The sequence below is a fragment of the Paraburkholderia sp. J94 genome (assembly GCF_905220285.1).
GTDB classification, from domain to species: Bacteria; Pseudomonadota; Gammaproteobacteria; order Burkholderiales; family Burkholderiaceae; genus Paraburkholderia; species Paraburkholderia tropica_A.
In genome coordinates this window covers 1-17,200 of sequence record NZ_CAJMZH010000003.1, presented here as the reverse complement: position 1 = coordinate 17,200, position 17,200 = coordinate 1, and the positions used below count along the sequence as shown (strand labels likewise).

Genomic DNA, 17,200 nt, shown 5'->3' with positions numbered 1-17,200 from the left:
CCTCGCAGCGCCCCTGCATCGCGCCGCAGCAGGCGGGATTGCCGCAGGACTGCATTTTAAGAAAGAAGTGAGATGACCACGTATTCCAACGAAGCAGTACTCGAAGCGCTGCGGCGGGTGCAGTATCGGCAGGTCCCGTGGGCGCGCCGTCCAGAAGTGTTCCAATATCTGCGCAATCTCGGTCTCATGGATATCGTGAGGCAGCGCACCGTCGCGCCGGCTCCCGGCTTTCACGCCCCCGTCGACATCGCTGTCCTCACCGACCGCGGCCGCGCCGAATTCGCACGCCTCGCCCGCGACGAGCGCACGCTCCACTGGACCGATCAGCGCATGGCCGATTACGTCGACGAGAGCGCGCCGCAATCGTCGGCCGCCGAAGCACGTCCCTGAGTTGAGCGCCGAGCGCGCCTGAGCGAACGTCGGCGCTCGCTTGCCACTCGACTCGCCCGACGATCACACACGGTTCCCGAGCCCACCCGGAATCGCGCGCCGCCTGCCGCTTCACCGCTTTTTATCAGCGCAAAAAAAAGCCCGCATCGAAAGATACGGGCTTACCGGAATTACTGCTGCCACGCTGTGCTTAATGGCAAAGAAGTAGACCGGCTTCGGGCACAAGAGGTTCCCTGTTTCGGTTCCCTGTTTCACGCAAGCCTGGCGGTCGCGTGCTCACTGAGCATGCGGTGAGCTGGCGCGCGCCTTCGCGCAGGCTCGTGCTGCCTCAGCGGCGCGACACGCCGGGCGGCAGCGAGCGCGGCGGACCGCTGCGGCGCGCGTTGTCGGCGATATCGCCACGCAGGTCGCCGCGCGGAACGGGCTGGTTCACGCCCTCGGGCATGCCGCCGGATTCCGGCGGCCAGGCGTGCGCGCCCGAGCGCGACATCGCCCAGCCGGCTTCGCCGGGACGCGGTGGCTGGGCGGTGGCGTTCAACGAGACGATCGTCGGCACCAGCGACGCAAGCAGAGCAAGGGCGGACAGCGAAACCATGACGCCCCGATTGCGCAGAATCATGGATTTCATGGCAGCCTCCCGTCAGTACGGGTAGATGACGTTTGTAGACATGCTCCTACGCTAACGTCAGAGGCGAAAGGGTGCTGTAAATATTGGTAAAGAGATGTTTCGCGCGCACCGATTTCGGGCGAGCGCGGCGCGCGAAGGTGCGAAAAAGGCCGGGCGTGGCGCGCGGCGATCAGGCGAGCGGCGGGTTAACACCAGGCGCGCAGGCTGACAAATGGCAGGCGTGCGTGCGGGCGAGCGGCAGGCGAACGCCATCCACCGCGTCGATCGATGTCGAAGCGGTCGCCATCGCGTTTCAGGAGGGAAGTCCGCGCCCAGCATCGCGGCGGAAGAATCGCCGGACGCGCGTGGCGCCCGGCGGGAGAAAGCGGGAGGTCGTGCCGGTCAGGCCCCGGCGGGCGGGCTCAGCGTGCGCTCAAGCCATCTTGACGGGCGCGCGCCACGACTCCGGATTGGTCCAGAACGCGCCGCGCAGACGATCGCGGCTCGGCGGCGCCGGCGGCTTCGTGGCGGTGGCGCCGATGCGCCCGCGCAGCGAAATTTCGCGGCCGCTCGTGCCGAGGCGCTTCACGATCTCGGCGAGCGTGCCGTCGGCTTGCCACTCGTCGAAACGGCGGCGGCAGGTCGGCGGCGAGGGGTAGCGGCCCGGCAGCTTGGACCAGCCTTCACCCGTCGACAGCACCCACAGCACCGCGTTGACCACCGCACGCGCTTCGACGCGCGGACGTCCGCGTCGCTCGCTACGTGCCGGTTCTGCGCAGAACAATGCCTCGACCAGCGCCCACTCGTTGTCTCTCAAATCGTCGAACAGCATCATGTTTCACCTCAGCGAAGCTATCTCCGGTGCGCTGCCCCGCGCTGCGCACTCTTCATGTACTTCCGGCCGGTTGGCGGAGTACCAGGCGGAATCGGTTGTGGACGGGCCTGTCTCGAAAAGCGACGGACCGTCCGCCGATCCTGTGTCTGCCTTAATGCGAGAAGCGTGCCAGCTCGCACGCTTTCGTCTCGAAGCCGCGTGGCATCAAGCCCGCGCGGGTGCTTGCCAGGGGCGTATGAGACTCGAAAACGCATCGCCGGGAAATCGGGAGAATCACCAATCTTGTGCAAACAGGCCCTCCAGGCGTGCGATCGGGGCCGATTGCTGCACTGCGTCGAATAATGGACTGTGAGATTCACACGACGGTAATGATCGGTTCGCCGGGCTGAAGCTGGCATAAAATTGCATGAATACGAACTATTGATGAGGCGGGCAGATGAATGTGACGTTGCGGCAACTGCGGGTGTTCATCGAGGTGGCGCGCCTGCACAGCTTTAGCCGCGCGGGCGACGAAATCGGCCTCACGCAGTCGGCGGTGAGCCGCTGCGTGCGCGAGCTGGAAGCGGAGATGGGCGTGAAGCTCGTCGACCGGACCACGCGCGAGGTGCAGCTCACCGACGTCGGCGCAAATCTGATCGCGAGCATTCCGCGCCTGATCGGCGATCTCGACGACGCGCTGCGCGAGATCCGCGAAATCGGCGAGCAGCGGCGCGGCCGCGTGGTGGTGGCGGCGAGCCCGACGGTCGCGTGCCGCCTGATGCCCGAGGTCGTGGCGGCCTGCGGGCGGCGCTTTCCCTACGTGACGCTCGGCCTGCGCGACGACGTGCAGAGCGACGTGGTACGCAAGGTGCGCTCGGGCGAGGTGGATTTCGGCGTGATCATCGGGCCGCTGGGCGGGCAGCCGGTAGCCGACGATCTCGAAACGGAGCTGCTGACCACCGATTCGTTCTGCGTCGTGGTGCGCGACGATCATGCGCTCGCGCGGCGCGACGAGGTGGACTGGCGCGCGCTCGACGGCGAGCGGCTCGTGATGCTCGATCACGCGTCGGGCAGCCGTCCGCTGATCGACGCGGTGATGCGCGAGCAGGGCGTGCATGCGCGCGTGGTGCAGGAACTTGGACATCCGGCCACGGTGTTCGGGCTGGTCGAAGCCGGCGTCGGCGTGAGCGTGCTGCCGTGGCTCGCGCTGCCGGTGCCGTCGGGGTCGTCGCTGGTGGCGCGTGCGCTGGTGCCGCGCGCGGAGCGCACGGTGGAACTCGTGCGGCGGCGCGAGCGCTCGCTGTCGCCGGCCGCCGAGGCGGTCTGGACGCTGATCCGCGAACTCGACGCCCGCCCGGAAGCGGCGCGCAAAACGGGCTGACGGCGCGGAAAACTGCGGGACGCGCTGCGCGACTAACGGCGGATCACGGCGTCGCTAAAAAAAATCGCGCGCTACACTGTCGAGCTTTCGCCGGTGCGATGGGCGTGACGGTTTTTCGATCGCCGCATTACCCGCTTGCCCGCGTCGCCGCGTCCGGCCAAATGCACTTCACGCACTTCACGCACCGCGTCCGCTTTCAACCCGCCAAGGAAGGCTCGATGTCCGCATCCGCTGCTTCGTCCGGTAGTCCGTCCACGCCGCTTTCGTCCGCTTCGTCCGCCTCGTCCGCTTCCTCCTCGCTGGATCATCCGCACGACGCGCCTGCCGCAGGCGGCCTCGCGCGCGACGCCGTGCGCGCGCTGCGCTCGTCGCAGATCCGCGAAGTCGCGAACGCGGGCTTCGGCGTCGCCGACGTGCTGCCGTTCTGGTTCGGCGAATCGGACCGCGCGACGCCGCCCTTCATCCGCGAGGCCGCGGCGCAGGCGCTCACGCGCGGCGACACCTCCTATACGCACAACCTCGGCATCGCGCCGCTGCGCGAGGCGCTGGCGCGCTACGTGAGCGCGCTGCACGGCCCGACGTCCGCCGACAACATCGCCGTGACGAGCGCCGGCGTGAACGCGCTGATGCTCGCCGCGCAACTCGTGGTGGGCGCGGGCGACCGCGTCGTGGCGGTGACGCCGCTGTGGCCGAATCTCGTCGAGATTCCGAAGATTCTCGGCGCGTCGGTCGAAACCGTGTCGCTCGGCTATGACGAGCGCGGCTGGACGCTCGATCTCGACGCGCTGCTCGCGGCGCTCACGCCCGAGACGAAGCTGCTGATGATCAACTCGCCGAACAACCCGACCGGCTGGGTGATGACGCGCGACGAGCAGCGCGCCGTGCTCGCGCATTGCCGCCGCCACGGCATCTGGATCGTCGCCGACGAGGTCTACGAGCGGCTCTATTACGGCGAGGCGGGCGAGCTTGCCGCGCCGTCCTTCCTCGATCTGGCCTCGCGCGACGAGCGCCTGATCTGCGTGAATTCGTTTTCGAAGGCGTGGCTGATGACGGGCTGGCGGCTCGGCTGGATGGTCGCGCCGCGCGCCCTGATGGACGATCTGGGCAAGCTGGTCGAGTACAACACCTCGTGCGCGCCGTCGTTCGTGCAGCAGGCGGGCATCGTCGCGGTCGAGCAGGGCGAGGCCTCGACGCGCGCCCTGGTCGCCGACCTGCGCGCCTCGCGCGACCATCTCGCGACGGCGCTCGCGCGGCTGCCCGGCGTCGACGTGAAGGCGCCGCACGGCGCGATGTACCTGTTCTTCCGCCTCGCGGGCGCGGAGCGCAGCCTCGATCTGTGCAAGGCGCTGGTGCGCGAGGCGGGCCTCGGGCTCGCGCCGGGCAGCGCGTTCGGGCCACAGGGCGAGGGTTTCGTGCGCTGGTGCTACGCCTGCGATCCGGCGCGCCTCGACGCGGGCGTCGAGCGGCTCGCGCGCTACCTCGAACGAGGCGGGGAACGCCACGTCGCGCGCTGAAATCGCCCTGTCATGCGCACCGCATCGTTGAGTGCGCTATTGACGCAAACGGGTTAAAACGCGCCTGAAGCCGTCTTTACGCACCCGGCGTTTTTGCGTAAGATGGCGCTCAGTCACGCGATTCCCTGCGGGAATTTCGCTGCTCCGTCCGGCTGGGTCTGGCACTTTGCCTGCTTCTGCGTTGTTTGCGGCCCCCCGGTGCGTGCTCCCATCAATATGACCGATCAGAATCGGGCGAGCGCGTCTCCAGTTCCACATCGTCTCTGTCTGTCTGATCCGGTTCCTTGAACCTGGTTTACCTTACTTAGGGTCTGAGCTGGCTGCATGAATACCCAAGAGGCGAAAATCGTCCTCGAGACTGCATTGATCTGCACGCAGGAGCCGCTGAAAATCGGCGATCTGCGCAAACTGTTTGCCGACGACATTTCGGCCGACACGGTCCGTAACCTGCTCGAAGACCTGCGTCATGACTGGTCCGGGCGCGGCGTGGAACTGGTGGGCCTCGCGTCAGGCTGGCGCTTTCAGAGCAAGCCGGCCATGCGCACGTACCTCGACCGCCTGCATCCCGAAAAGCCGCCGCGTTATTCGCGCGCGGTGCTCGAGACGCTCGCGATCATCGCGTACCGGCAGCCGGTCACGCGCGGCGATATCGAAGAGATTCGCGGGGTGACCGTCAATACGCAGGTCGTCAAACAGCTCGAAGACCGTAACTGGATCGAAGTCATCGGTCATCGCGACGTACCCGGACGTCCCGCGCTTTACGCCACGACGCGTCAGTTTCTCGACGACCTCGGGCTGAAGTCGCTCGAGGAACTGCCGCCGCTCGACGATCCGTCGAATCAGCTCGGCGAACAGTTGCTCGCGCAGCACGCGATCGAGTTTCCCGACAGCGAAGTGGCGCAGCTGATCGCCGCGGGCGTGCCGGAAGGCGAGGCGGCGCAAGCTGCGACGGCGGACGCAACGGGCATGGCCGATGCGTCGGCGCAGGCAGTGCAGGAAGACTCGCTCGAGGTCGTGGAACACGCGCAAGCCAGCGTGGACGCGATCTCGGCAGGCGCTGCGCAGGCCAGCGTTGAAGAAAACGGGGAAGAAGCCGTTGTGGCGCATCAGGATGCGCCGGCGGGCTACAACGCCGTGGCCGAAGAAGCTCACGCTTCTGCCGCCGAGGCGCAAGCCGGCGTTGAAACGGCGGCGAGCGCAGGCGAAGAAGTCGACGCAGAAGCAACGGTAGACGCAATCGGCAACGCCGAGGGCGAACACGCGGCGCACACGCCGTCCGCCCAGGCGGATCGCGCCGCCGCGCATATCACGGAGCCCGCCGGCCACCTTGCCGGCGCGCCCGAAGAAGAACACGAAGACCGCCGCGACGCGGCGCAGGACGACCCCGTCTGAGGACGGACTACGTAGCCGCCTCGCGCGGCGTCTGACGCAAGAACACTTTTGACGCGCCCCCGCAGCGGGCGCGCAACCTGACATTTCGAGGTTGTTTTGACTGATATCCACGACACCGATTCGGCCGACGCGTCCGAATCCGCGCGTCGCGCGTCATCCGCGCGCGACGACGAATCGCGCTCCGCCGAAAGCGCCGCGCCCCACGCGGGCGAAGGTGCGGCCGAGGGCGAAGACCGTCCGCGCCGTGGCCTGCGCCGCGGTCCGCGCAGCCTGATCGCGCGCCGCCGTGCGGGCGGCAAGGGCAAGGGCGCCGCTGAAGGCGCCGCGCCGGGCGAAGGCGAAGCGGGTGCCGAGGCCGCGCCGGAAGGCGCCGCCGCACCGGCTCGCGCTCCGCGCAGCAAGGACGCGAACGCGGGCGCGAAGAAGCCCGGCCGCCGCGCCAATCCGGCCAACGCCGAGCAGGCGGGCACGGCAGGCGAGCGCGCGGGCAGGTCGAGCGATAAAGCCGCGAGCGGCAAGGCAGCGGGCGCCAAGACGGCCGGCGCCAAGGGCGGCCGTGGCCGCAAGGCTGGCGGCGAGGCGCCGGTGGCCGCAGCGGGCGAAGGCGCGCAGGACGATCTGTTCCTGTACGTGACGTCGCCGGCATTCGACGCCGACGACGGCACGGGCTCGGGCGTGAACGCGCCGATGCTGCGCCGCGGCCGCGCCCAGCAGCCCAAGCGCGTGCTGAGCCCGGACGACGATGCGCCGAAGCTCCACAAGGTGCTGGCGGATGCGGGCATGGGTTCGCGCCGCGACATGGAAGAGTTGATCATCGCCGGGCGCGTCTCGGTGAATGGCGAGCCGGCGCACATCGGCCAGCGCATTCTGCCGACCGACCAGGTCCGCATCAACGGCAAGCCGATCAAGCGCAAGCTGCAGAACAAGCCCCCGCGCGTGCTGATCTATCACAAGCCGACCGGCGAAATCGTCAGCCATGCCGACCCCGAAGGCCGTGCCTCGGTGTTCGACCGCCTGCCGCCGATGAAAACGGCGAAGTGGCTGGCCGTCGGCCGTCTCGACTTCAACACCGAAGGTCTGCTGATGCTCACGACCTCGGGCGATCTGGCGAACCGTTTCATGCACCCGCGCTATAGCGTGGAGCGCGAATACGCGGTGCGCGTGGTCGGCGAGCTGAGCGAAGGGATGCGTCAGAAGCTGCTCAAGGGCGTCGAGCTCGAAGACGGCCCGGCGAGCTTCCTGCGCATTCGCGACGGCGGCGGCGAAGGCACCAACCACTGGTATCACGTCGCGCTGGCCGAAGGCCGCAACCGCGAAGTGCGCCGCATGTTCGAGGCAGCCGGCCTGATGGTCAGCCGCCTGATCCGTACGCGTCACGGCCCGATCGCGCTGCCCAAGGGCCTCAAGCGCGGCCGCTGGGAAGAACTCGAGGACAACCAGGTGCGCGCGCTGATGGCGGCGGTCGGCCTGAAAGCGCCGACCGAGGAGAAGGGCGGTCGCGGCGGCAAGGAGCAGGAGCGCCGTCAGCCGGATCCGATGCAGACCTCGATGGGCTTCATCAACCGCGAGCCGGTGCTGAGTTCGCACGGCGCGATGGGTCAGCCGCGTCAGGGCCAGGGCCGTCCGGGTGGTCAGGGTCGTCGCGGCGCAGCGGGCGGTTTTGGCGCGGCGGGCGGCTTCGGCGGCGCATCGGGCAATTTCGGCGGCGGCATGGGCGGCAATCGCGCTCGTGGCAACGGCCAGGGCCAGGGTCAGGGGCAAGGCCGCAGCGGCCGCGGCGATGTCGATGGCAACCGCGCGCCGGGCGCGGGCAAGCGCACGGGCGGCAACGCCGGTGCGGGCGGTAACCGCCGCGGTCCGGGCAACAACGCGAACGCCAACGCCAACGGCGGCGGCAATCGCGCGCCGGGCAACCGGGGCGGCCAGCGCGGCACGCCGCGCAACCGCACGCGCGGACACTGACCGCGACGCGCGGGTCGGCGGCGCGCGGCGCTTCATGCGCGCGCCACGCGCCTGCGCTGTCCGCGAGGGCGAGCATCGAGTCGGGCGTGACCGTCGCGCGAATGCGACACGCGTATGACAGACGAGCACTCGCCCGCGTCACAGTCGTCGCGCGGTCCGCGAAGCGTAAAGTGCGGAAATCGCCGCAAAACGCCTTGAAAACGCCTCTGAGCAGCCCATATTCCGTGCATAACGCATGGCCGTTCGCCTTGCGTGGTTTGCGTTAGAGCCGGAAAAAGGCTACAATCTTGGAGTCGCTGGGCGTGCGGCTTTTATTTGCGTCCCAGGTGCGACCACCTGGCTAAGTGAGAAGATGGGCGTTTCGCCCATTTTTTTTTGCTTCGGCCGAATGTGATCGATGCGGTGATGGTGCGGTGATCGGTGCAGTAAGCGTTCAGCGCGCGATGTGCGGTGCAAAAGTAGTCCAATACACCCGTCGCGCAGGCATCGAAACCCCCGGGCAGCAGAACCGGGCGCACATCGCCGGGCATCACATCGAGGTGGAGCATCATCTGGGTCACGCGCAAGTAGGTGCAAGAGCGCGCGCTCATCTGGCGCGCGGCCCGCGAATCCCGTTTGACTCTCAGGAACAGGAAGTTGCCGGCTCGCTGCGCGAATATCTGGAGTGGGCATTGTGCAACTGACGGAACTGATTGAAACCACGGTCACCGGGCTCGGTTACGAGCTGGTCGACCTCGAGCGCACCGGGCGCGGCATGCTGGCCATCTACATCGATCAGCCCGCGGGTATCGCGATCGAGGACTGCGAGAAGGTCACGCGTCAGCTGCAACACGTTCTGTTTGTCGAGAACATCGACTACGAACGTCTTGAGGTCTCGTCGCCCGGCCTCGACCGGCCGCTGAAAAAGCTGGCGGACTTCGAACGCTTCGCGGGCTGCGAAGCGGTTATCACGTTGAAAAAGCCATTGGACGGACGGAAATCGTACCGCGGCATCGTGCATGCCCCGGAAGGCGAAACCATCGGTCTGGAATTCGAAGGGAAGGCGGGGCCTGCGATGCTCGATTTCACGCTCGCGGACATCGACAAAGCCCGCCTGATCCCCAAAGTTGACTTTAGGAGCCGCAAACAATGAGTCGCGAAGTGTTGATGCTGGTGGATGCGCTGGCACGCGAGAAGAATGTCGACAAGGACGTGGTGTTCGCCGCCCTTGAAGCGGCGCTTGCGTCGGCCTCCAAGAAACTCTTCGACGAGGATGCGGACATCCGCGTGCACATCGACCGCGAAAGCGGCGAACACGAGACGTTCCGTCGCTGGCGCATCGTGCCGGACGAGGCGGGCCTGCAGGAGCCGGATCAGGAAATCCTGCTGTTCGAAGCACGCGAACAAGATCCCGAAGCGCAGATCGACGGTTTCGTCGAGCAGCCGGTTCCGTCGGTGGAATTCGGCCGTATCGGCGCGCAGGCCGCCAAGCAGGTCATCCTGCAGAAGGTGCGCGACGCCGAGCGTGAGCAGATCCTCAACGACTTCCTTGAGCGCGGCGAAAGCATCATGACCGGCACGGTCAAGCGCATGGACAAGGGCAATTTCATCGTCGAGTCGGGCCGTGTCGAAGCGCTGCTGCGCCGCGACCAGCTGATTCCGAAGGAAAACCTGCGCGTGGGCGACCGCGTGCGCGCCTGGATCGGCAAGGTCGACCGCACCGCGCGCGGCCCGCAGATCGAACTCTCGCGCACGGCGCCCGAGTTCCTGATGAAGCTGTTCGAGATGGAAGTGCCGGAAATCGAGCAAGGCCTTCTCGAAATCAAGGCGGCAGCGCGTGATCCGGGCGTGCGCGCCAAGATCGGCGTGGTGGCTTACGACAAGCGTATCGACCCCATCGGCACCTGCGTCGGCATCCGCGGTTCGCGCGTGCAGGCCGTGCGCAATGAGCTCGGTGGCGAAAACGTCGACATCGTGCTATGGTCGGAAGATCCCGCCCAGTTCGTTATCGGCGCGCTCGCGCCGGCGGCCGTGCAGTCGATCGTCGTCGACGAAGAAAAGCACTCGATGGACGTCGTGGTCGACGAAAGCGAGCTCGCGGTCGCCATTGGCCGTAGCGGCCAGAACGTGCGTCTCGCCAGCGAACTGACCGGCTGGCAGATCAACATCATGACGCCGGACGAATCCGCGCAGAAGCAGAATCAGGAGCGCACGGTGCTGCGCGACCTGTTCATGGCGCGTCTCGATGTGGACGAAGAAGTCGCCGACATCCTGATCGACGAAGGCTTCACGAGCCTCGAAGAGATCGCCTACGTGCCGCTCAACGAAATGCTGGAAATCGAGGCGTTCGACGAGGACACCGTGCATGAACTGCGTAACCGCGCTCGCGACGCTCTGCTTACGCAGGCCATTGCGAACGAGGAGAAGGTGGAAAGCGCCGCGCTGGACCTCAAGAGTCTGGACGGCATCGACCCGGACCTGCTCGCGAAACTCGCGCAGCATGAAGTTCACACCCGCGACGAGCTCGCAGAGCTGGCCGTGGACGAACTGGTCGAAATGACGGGAATGGAAGAGGACGCCGCCAAGGCGTTGATCATGAAGGCACGTGAGCACTGGTTCCAGTGATTTCTGGGGCGCGATGCCCCAGGACACGATCCGGTGCGCGACGAGCAGGAAGCGACCATGACCCACTGAACTGAACGCGGCGGAGCCTTGCAGGTTGCGAGGCGCCGAAGGCCGCATGACCCGATGTCAACCGCAAGGAATCGGTCCTTGCATTAAGAGGAATGAATGGCGAGTAACAACGTAGCCCAATTTGCCGCGGAACTGAAAATGCCTGCAGGCGTGCTGCTGGAGCAGCTGCAGGCGGCGGGCGTCCAGAAAGCGAGCGAGACCGATACCTTGTCGGAGACCGACAAGGCGCGTCTGCTCGACCACTTGCGCAAGTCGCACGGTTCGACCGACGCGGACAAGCGCAAGATCACGCTGACGAAACGGCATACGTCGGAGATCAAGCAGTCCGATTCGACGGGTAAGGCACGCACCATTCAGGTCGAGGTGCGCAAGAAGCGCACGTTCGTCCGCCGCGACGAGTCCGCCGAACAGGCGGAGGCATCGAATCATGCCGCCGACGCAGCAGTCGCCGCCGAAGAGGCGGAACTGCAGCGCCGCGAGGAAGAAGCGCGCCGCGAGGCCGAGCTGCTCGAGCGTCAGGCTCAGGAGCTCAAGGAACGCCAGGAGCGTCTCGCGCGTGAAGAGTCGGAGCGCCGTGCACGCGAAGAGGCCGCTGAGGCCGAGCGTCGCCGCGCCGAGGAAGAAGCTGACAAGAAGAAGGCAGTGGCGGAAGCCGCCGCGCGTGAGCTCGCCGCTCAAGCCGTGGCTGCGCAGCGCAATGCCGAAGCGGAATCGAAGGAAGTGAAACAGCAGCAGGACCAGCAAGACGAACAGCGCGCCGCCGCCGAGCGCGCCGCGCAACGCGAAGCGGCTCAGAAGGCCGAGGCCGCCGCACGCGAAGCCGCCGAGAAGGCGCAGAAGGAACAGGACGAGATCGCGCGTCGCCGCGCGGCCGCCGAAGCCGAAGCGCGCGCCATCCGCGAAATGATGAACACGCCGCGCAAGGCGCAGGTCAAGGCGGTCGAACCGCCGAAGCCCGTCGAGCCGCCGAAGCCTGCCGAAGCCAAGGGCACGCTGCACAAGCCGGCTCGCCCGGAAGGTGCAGCAGCACGTCCGGCAGCAGGCGCGGGCGCGAAGAAGCCCGCCACCGCGGCAGCGCCCTCGTCGGGCGCGCCGGGTGCCGGCGCGGGCGACCGCAACAAGAAGCCGGGCGCAGGCAAGGGCGGCTGGCAGGACGACGCGTCGAAGCGTCGCGGCATCAAGACGCGCGGCGATTCGTCGGGCGGCGTTGACCGCGGCTGGCGCGGCGGCCCGAAGGGCCGTGGCCGTCACCAGGACAGCGCATCGTCGTTCCAGGCGCCGACCGAGCCGATCGTCCGTGAAGTGCACGTGCCGGAGACCATCACGGTCGCCGACCTCGCGCACAAGATGTCGGTGAAGGCATCGGAAGTCATCAAGGTGATGATGAAGATGGGCCAGATGGTCACCATCAACCAGATGCTCGACCAGGAAACGGCGATGATCATCGTCGAGGAACTCGGCCACCATGCGGTTGCCGCGAAGCTCGACGATCCGGAAGCGCTGCTGGTCGAAGGTGCGACCACCACGACGGACGCCGAGCAGCTGCCGCGTCCGCCGGTCGTCACCGTCATGGGTCACGTCGACCACGGCAAGACCTCGCTGCTCGACTACATCCGCCGCGCCAAGGTCGCAGCGGGCGAAGCGGGCGGCATCACGCAGCACATCGGCGCGTATCACGTCGAAACGCCGCGTGGCGTCATCACGTTCCTCGACACGCCGGGTCACGAGGCCTTCACGGCCATGCGTGCTCGCGGTGCGAAGGCAACCGACATCGTCATTCTGGTGGTCGCAGCCGACGACGGCGTGATGCCGCAGACGAAGGAAGCGATCGCCCACGCCAAGGCTGCGGGTGTGCCGCTCGTCGTGGCGATCAACAAGATCGACAAGCCGGACTCGAATCCTGAGCGCGTGAAGCAGGAACTCGTCGCCGAAGGCGTCGTGCCGGAAGAATACGGCGGCGATGCGCCGTTCGTGCCGGTGTCGGCCAAGACGGGCGCGGGCATCGACGAACTGCTCGAAAACGTGTCGCTGCAAGCCGAAGTGCTGGAACTGCGCGCACCGGTCGAAGCGCCTGCCAAGGGCCTCGTGATCGAAGCGAAGCTCGACAAGGGCAAGGGCCCGGTCGCCACCATCCTGGTGCAGTCGGGTACGCTCAATCGCGGCGACGTCGTGCTCGCAGGCAGCGCCTACGGCCGCGTGCGTGCAATGCTCGACGAAACCGGCAAGCCGACCAAGGAAGCCGGCCCGTCGATCCCGGTCGAAATCCAGGGTCTGTCGGAAGTGCCGGGCGCGGGCGAAGAAGTCATCGTGCTGCCGGACGAGCGCAAGGCGCGTGAAATCGCCATGTTCCGTCAAGGCAAGTTCCGCGACGTCAAGCTCGCGAAGCAGCAGGCCGCGAAGCTCGAAAACATGCTCGAGCAGATGGCGGAAGGCGAAGTGCAGAACCTGCCGCTTATCGTCAAGGCCGACGTGCAGGGCTCGCAGGAAGCGCTGGTGCAATCGCTGCTCAAGCTGTCGACCAGCGAAGTGCGTGTGCAGATCGTGCACAGCGCGGTCGGCGCGATCAGCGAGTCGGACGTCAACCTGGCAACGGCTTCGAAGGCGGTCATCATCGGCTTCAACACGCGTGCGGATGCGCAGGCGCGTAAGGTTGCCGAGTCGAACGGCATCGACATCCGCTACTACAACATCATCTATGACGCAGTGGATGAGGTGAAGGCGGCCATGTCGGGCATGCTCGCGCCGGAGAAGCGCGAGACCGTGACGGGTATGGCGGAAGTGCGCCAGGTGATCCGCGTGCCGAAGGTCGGCCTGATCGCGGGTTGTATGGTCACGGACGGTTTCGTCAAGCGTTCGTCGTCGGTGCGTGTGATCCGCAACAACGTGGTCATCCATACCGGCGAACTCGACTCGCTCAAGCGCTTCAAGGACGACGTCAAGGAAGTCAAGCAAGGCTTCGAGTGCGGTATGTCGATCAAGAACTTCAGCGACATCGTCGAAGGCGACCAGTTCGAAGTGTTCGAAATTACCGAAGTCGCGCGTACGCTGTAATTCTCCAGCGCATACGCAAGACGGGCGGGGCGGGCGCTGGCCAGCCCCGCCCGTTTTTATTTGTGCGGCCGCATGCCTCAATGAGCGGCGCGCCGCCTGAATGCCTCGCAATAATGAGGTGGAACCATCATGCCGAAAAAACGTTCTTCTCCGAATCGCAACGTGCAGATCGCCGATCAGATCCAGCGCGATCTCTCCGAGCTGATGCGCGAGGTGAAGGATCCGCGCGTGGGTCTCGTGACGATCCAGAGCGTGGAACTCACGCCCGATTACGCGCACGCCAAGGTCTATTTCACGACGCTCACGGGCGATCCCAAGACCACCCAGGAAGCGCTCAATCACGCCGCGGGCCATCTGCACAATCAACTCTTCAAGCGCCTGCACATCCACACGGTGCCGACGCTGCATTTCCACTACGACCAGTCGGTCGAAAAGGGCGTGGAGATGTCGCGCCTGATCGACGAGGCGAACGCCACGCGCGCCAAGGACGACTGACGTCTCCAGCATGACTGCATCATCGAAGAAAACTCCGGGCGAGGTTCGGCCCAAGGTGCCGCGCCGTCTGCTCGACGGCGTGCTGCTGCTCGACAAGCCGCTCGGTCTGTCGAGCAACGACGCGCTGATTCGCGCGAAGCGTCTGTATCGCGTGAAGAAGGCGGGCCACACCGGCACGCTCGATCCGCTCGCGACGGGCCTCTTGCCGCTGTGCTTCGGCGAGGCGACCAAGTTCTCGCAGGATCTGCTCGAAGCCGACAAGACCTATGAGGCGACGCTGCGCCTGGGCATCCGCACGGCCACGGGCGATGCCGAAGGCGAGGCGATCGAGACGCGCGAGGTGAGCTGCGACGAGGCCGCCGTGCGCGCGGCGATGGCGAAGTTCGTCGGCGATATCGTGCAGGTGCCGCCGATGTATTCGGCGCTCAAGCGCGACGGCAAGCCGCTCTACGAATACGCGCGCGCGGGTCAGACGGTCGAGCGCGAAGGGCGCGAGGTGACGATCCTCGCGCTGGACATGCTCGCGTGCAGCCTGCCGGACGTGACGTTTCGCGTGACGTGCAGCAAGGGCACGTACGTGCGCACGCTCGCCGAGGATATCGGCGAAGCGCTCGGCTGCGGCGCGCATCTGGTGATGCTGCGCCGCACGGGCGTGGGCGCGCTCACGCTCGAACATGCGGTGACGCTCGATGCGCTCACGGACGCCGACGAGCCCACGCGCGACACGTGGCTTCAGCCCGTCGATGCGCTGCTCTCGACGTTCCCGGCGCTCACGCTCAACGCCGACGCGGCGCGTCGCTTCACGCACGGCCAGCGTCTGCCGCTCAACGAGCTGGTGCTCGATCGCCAGGCCTGCGAGGCCGCCGATCGCGTGCGCGTCTACGACGAAGCGGGGCGGTTGCTCGGCGTCGCGAAGGCGGGTAACGGCGTGCTCGCGCCAGAGCGTCTGGTGGTGAGCGGCGCGGGTTGATCCGCGCGGCGCGCACTTCGCGCACGTCGCGCACGTCGCGTATGTCGCCCGCCCGATAAGCAATAAAAAACGGCACGCCGGTTTCAGACCGTGCGTGCCGTTTTTGCTTTCACGGCCCGATTGAATCGTCGGGCCGCAAGCCGGAACTCAGTAACTCAGTGCGCCGCCGATGCCGCCGCGCCTGCGTCGCCACCGCCGCCCGTGCGTTCGGGGCGCGTGATCCAGATCAGCGCGATCAGCGCGATAAAGATCACCGACGAAATCCAGAACAGGTCGTTCACGCCAAGCTGCGCGGCCTGCTGCGTCACCATGCGGTCGAACAGGCCATGCGACTGCGACGGATCGAGGCCGACCGCGTTCTGCATCTGCTGCATCGACTGATTGAAGACCGGATTCGTCGGCGTGGCCTGCTCGGTGAGGCGCGCGTGATGGAAGATCGTGCGATGGTCCCACGCGGTCTCGAAGATCGAGGTGCCGATACCGCCGCACATGATCCGCACGAAGTTCGACAGACCCGACGCCGCCGGAATGCGGTTGCCCGGCAGGCCGGAGAGCGTGATCGAGACGAGCGGAATAAAGAGGCCCGCCATGCCGATACCCTGAATCAGCGTGGGCAGCGTCAGCGCCCAGGTGTCCACGCCGGTCGTGTACTGCGAACGCATCCAGAAGCACAGCGCGAACACCACGAACGCGGCGGTCGCGATATAGCGCGGATCGGTGCGCGGCAGGACGCGGCCCGTGATCGGCGAAAGCAGGATCGCGAAGAAGCCGACCGGCGCCATCACGAGACCGGCGTCGGTGGCGGTGTAGCCGAGATCGGTTTGCAGCCACAGCGGCAGCAGCACGAGATTGCCGAAGTAAAGCCCGTAGCCCACCGACAGCGCGATCGTGCCGCCCGTGAAGTTGCGCCGCGCGAACAGCGACAGGTCGACGACCGGGTGATCGGCGGTCAGCTCCCAGATCACGAAGAACGCGAACGCGATCACGGCCGTGAGCGCGAGCACGACGATCGTCGTGGACGAGAACCAGTCGAGGTCCTTGCCCTTGTCGAGCATGATCTGCAGCGAGCCGACCCAGACGATCAGCAGGCCGAGACCCACGCCGTCGATCGGCGCCTTGCGGATCGTCGAGTCGCGGTTGCGGAAGATCGCCCACGTGGCCAGCGCCGCGGCGATGCCCACCGGGATGTTCACGTAGAAGATCCACGGCCACGAGATATTGTCGGAGATCCAGCCACCGAGAATCGGCCCGGCCACCGGCGCGATCAGCGTGGTCATCGACCACATCGAGAGCGCGATGGGCGCTTTCGCGCGTGGATAGCTCGCGAGCAGGAGCGTCTGCGAGAGCGGGATCATCGGGCCGGCCACGGCGCCCTGCAGCACGCGCGCGGCGAGCAGGAAGGGCAGCGTGGGCGCGAGGCCGCACAGCCACGACGAGATCACGAACAGAACGATCGACGCCATGAACAGGCGCACCTGGCCGATGCGCTCGGTGAGCCAGCCCGTGAGCGGCACCGAGATCGCATTCGCGACCGCGAACGACGTGATGACCCACGTGCCCTGGTCGGACGCGACCCCGAGGTCGCCCGAGATCGACGGGATCGAGACGTTCGCGATCGAAGTGTCCAGCACGTTCATGAACACCGCGAGCGACACCGCAATGGTGCCGATCACGAGTTGCGCGCCCTGTAGCGGCGGATGGACGACGGGTTGTTGTGCTGCTGCCATGGAGTGCTTTGTGGTTCGCTTCGTGTCGGCGCGTGGCTTACATCAGTTTCGCGGCGGTTTTCGCCGACGACACCTGTGCGCCCTTGTTGGCGTTCGGGCCCGCGTTCTGCGAAATAATCCGCGCAATCTCCGCATCGGCTTCGTCGCCGTACTTCTCGAACACGTTCGTTTCGTACACCGTGTTCTGCGCGTTGCCCAGCTGGCTGCCCGAATCGTTCTTGATG

Annotated in this window: 13 protein-coding genes and 2 pseudogenes; 10 read left to right on the top strand and 5 right to left on the bottom strand. The window is 66.6% G+C overall.

All coding sequences use genetic code 11. The features are described from left to right. Positions 1–72: 72 nt before the first annotated feature. Positions 73–390, top strand: a complete 318-nt coding sequence (locus U4Y88_RS06330; protein ID WP_224018428.1) for a hypothetical protein — start codon at positions 73–75, stop codon at positions 388–390. 328 nt (positions 391–718) lie between these two features. Here U4Y88_RS06330 and U4Y88_RS06325 read toward each other — a convergent pair whose 3' ends face one another. Together U4Y88_RS06325 and U4Y88_RS06320 are read right to left on the bottom strand one after the other, a co-directional pair. Next, on the bottom strand, positions 719–1,018 hold the full coding sequence (locus U4Y88_RS06325; protein ID WP_321783005.1) for a hypothetical protein: 300 nt from the start codon (positions 1,016–1,018) through the stop codon (positions 719–721). Between the two features lie 415 nt (positions 1,019–1,433). Further along, a pseudogene (locus U4Y88_RS06320) lies at positions 1,434–1,829 on the bottom strand (transposase); the annotation flags it as partial. Between the two features lie 439 nt (positions 1,830–2,268). Here U4Y88_RS06320 and U4Y88_RS06315 point away from each other — a divergent pair. The 4 genes from U4Y88_RS06315 (at position 2,269) to rluB (ending at position 8,060) form a co-directional block, all read left to right on the top strand. Continuing rightward, positions 2,269–3,192 carry a LysR family transcriptional regulator gene (locus U4Y88_RS06315; RefSeq protein ID WP_321783003.1) on the top strand — a complete coding sequence of 308 codons (924 nt, stop codon included), beginning with the start codon at positions 2,269–2,271 and terminating at the stop codon, positions 3,190–3,192. 218 nt (positions 3,193–3,410) lie between these two features. Next, complete coding sequence (locus tag U4Y88_RS06310; protein WP_321783001.1) at positions 3,411–4,706, top strand: pyridoxal phosphate-dependent aminotransferase; 1,296 nt, start codon at positions 3,411–3,413, stop codon at positions 4,704–4,706. A gap of 324 nt (positions 4,707–5,030) precedes the next feature. After that, on the top strand, positions 5,031–6,098 hold the full coding sequence (gene scpB / locus U4Y88_RS06305; RefSeq protein ID WP_321782999.1) for an SMC-Scp complex subunit ScpB: 1,068 nt from the start codon (positions 5,031–5,033) through the stop codon (positions 6,096–6,098). A gap of 96 nt (positions 6,099–6,194) precedes the next feature. After that, positions 6,195–8,060 (top strand): 23S rRNA pseudouridine(2605) synthase RluB, encoded by a 1,866-nt coding sequence (rluB, locus tag U4Y88_RS06300; RefSeq protein ID WP_321782997.1) that lies wholly within the window; start codon positions 6,195–6,197, stop codon positions 8,058–8,060. Positions 8,061–8,371: 311 nt separating this feature from the next. Here the strand turns inward: rluB and U4Y88_RS06295 are convergent, their stop codons facing one another. Continuing rightward, entirely contained in the window at positions 8,372–8,611 is a 240-nt protein-coding gene (locus U4Y88_RS06295) for a hypothetical protein (RefSeq protein WP_321782995.1), read from the bottom strand. 122 nt (positions 8,612–8,733) lie between these two features. Between U4Y88_RS06295 and rimP the strand changes: the two genes are divergently transcribed. From rimP to truB, 5 genes are all read left to right on the top strand, one after another. Next, entirely contained in the window at positions 8,734–9,192 is a 459-nt protein-coding gene (gene rimP / locus U4Y88_RS06290; protein WP_065061251.1) for a ribosome maturation factor RimP, read from the top strand. Continuing rightward, complete coding sequence (gene nusA / locus U4Y88_RS06285) at positions 9,189–10,664, top strand: transcription termination factor NusA (protein WP_310632376.1); 1,476 nt, start codon at positions 9,189–9,191, stop codon at positions 10,662–10,664. The genes rimP and nusA overlap by 4 nt, the downstream gene beginning before the upstream one ends. Before the next feature lie 165 nt (positions 10,665–10,829). Further along, positions 10,830–13,784 (top strand): translation initiation factor IF-2, encoded by a 2,955-nt coding sequence (infB, locus tag U4Y88_RS06280; protein WP_310632375.1) that lies wholly within the window; start codon positions 10,830–10,832, stop codon positions 13,782–13,784. A gap of 129 nt (positions 13,785–13,913) precedes the next feature. After that, on the top strand, positions 13,914–14,279 hold the full coding sequence (rbfA, locus tag U4Y88_RS06275; RefSeq protein WP_065061229.1) for a 30S ribosome-binding factor RbfA: 366 nt from the start codon (positions 13,914–13,916) through the stop codon (positions 14,277–14,279). Between the two features lie 10 nt (positions 14,280–14,289). Continuing rightward, positions 14,290–15,249 (top strand): tRNA pseudouridine(55) synthase TruB, encoded by a 960-nt coding sequence (gene truB, locus U4Y88_RS06270; protein ID WP_321782993.1) that lies wholly within the window; start codon positions 14,290–14,292, stop codon positions 15,247–15,249. Positions 15,250–15,404: 155 nt separating this feature from the next. Here the strand turns inward: truB and U4Y88_RS06265 are convergent, their stop codons facing one another. Both U4Y88_RS06265 and U4Y88_RS06260 read right to left on the bottom strand, forming a co-directional pair. After that, a complete protein-coding gene (locus U4Y88_RS06265; RefSeq protein WP_321782991.1) occupies positions 15,405–16,976 on the bottom strand; it encodes a DHA2 family efflux MFS transporter permease subunit in 1,572 nt (523 codons plus the stop codon). 37 nt (positions 16,977–17,013) lie between these two features. Continuing rightward, positions 17,014–17,200 (bottom strand): annotated as a pseudogene (locus U4Y88_RS06260) (EmrA/EmrK family multidrug efflux transporter periplasmic adaptor subunit); the annotation flags it as partial.

Bases quoted from the DNA above. Each gene is read 5' to 3' on its own strand.
- U4Y88_RS06330 (WP_224018428.1), top strand. From the start codon at position 73: ATGACCACGTATTCCAACGAAGCAGTACTCGAAGCGCTGCGGCGGGTG.
- U4Y88_RS06325 (WP_321783005.1), bottom strand. From the start codon at position 1,018: ATGAAATCCATGATTCTGCGCAATCGGGGCGTCATGGTTTCGCTGTCC.
- U4Y88_RS06315 (WP_321783003.1), top strand. From the start codon at position 2,269: ATGAATGTGACGTTGCGGCAACTGCGGGTGTTCATCGAGGTGGCGCGC.
- U4Y88_RS06310 (WP_321783001.1), top strand. From the start codon at position 3,411: ATGTCCGCATCCGCTGCTTCGTCCGGTAGTCCGTCCACGCCGCTTTCG.
- scpB (WP_321782999.1), top strand. From the start codon at position 5,031: ATGAATACCCAAGAGGCGAAAATCGTCCTCGAGACTGCATTGATCTGC.
- U4Y88_RS06295 (WP_321782995.1), bottom strand. From the start codon at position 8,611: ATGATGCTCCACCTCGATGTGATGCCCGGCGATGTGCGCCCGGTTCTG.
- nusA (WP_310632376.1), top strand. From the start codon at position 9,189: ATGAGTCGCGAAGTGTTGATGCTGGTGGATGCGCTGGCACGCGAGAAG.
- infB (WP_310632375.1), top strand. From the start codon at position 10,830: ATGGCGAGTAACAACGTAGCCCAATTTGCCGCGGAACTGAAAATGCCT.
- rbfA (WP_065061229.1), top strand. From the start codon at position 13,914: ATGCCGAAAAAACGTTCTTCTCCGAATCGCAACGTGCAGATCGCCGAT.
- truB (WP_321782993.1), top strand. From the start codon at position 14,290: ATGACTGCATCATCGAAGAAAACTCCGGGCGAGGTTCGGCCCAAGGTG.
- U4Y88_RS06265 (WP_321782991.1), bottom strand. From the start codon at position 16,976: ATGGCAGCAGCACAACAACCCGTCGTCCATCCGCCGCTACAGGGCGCG.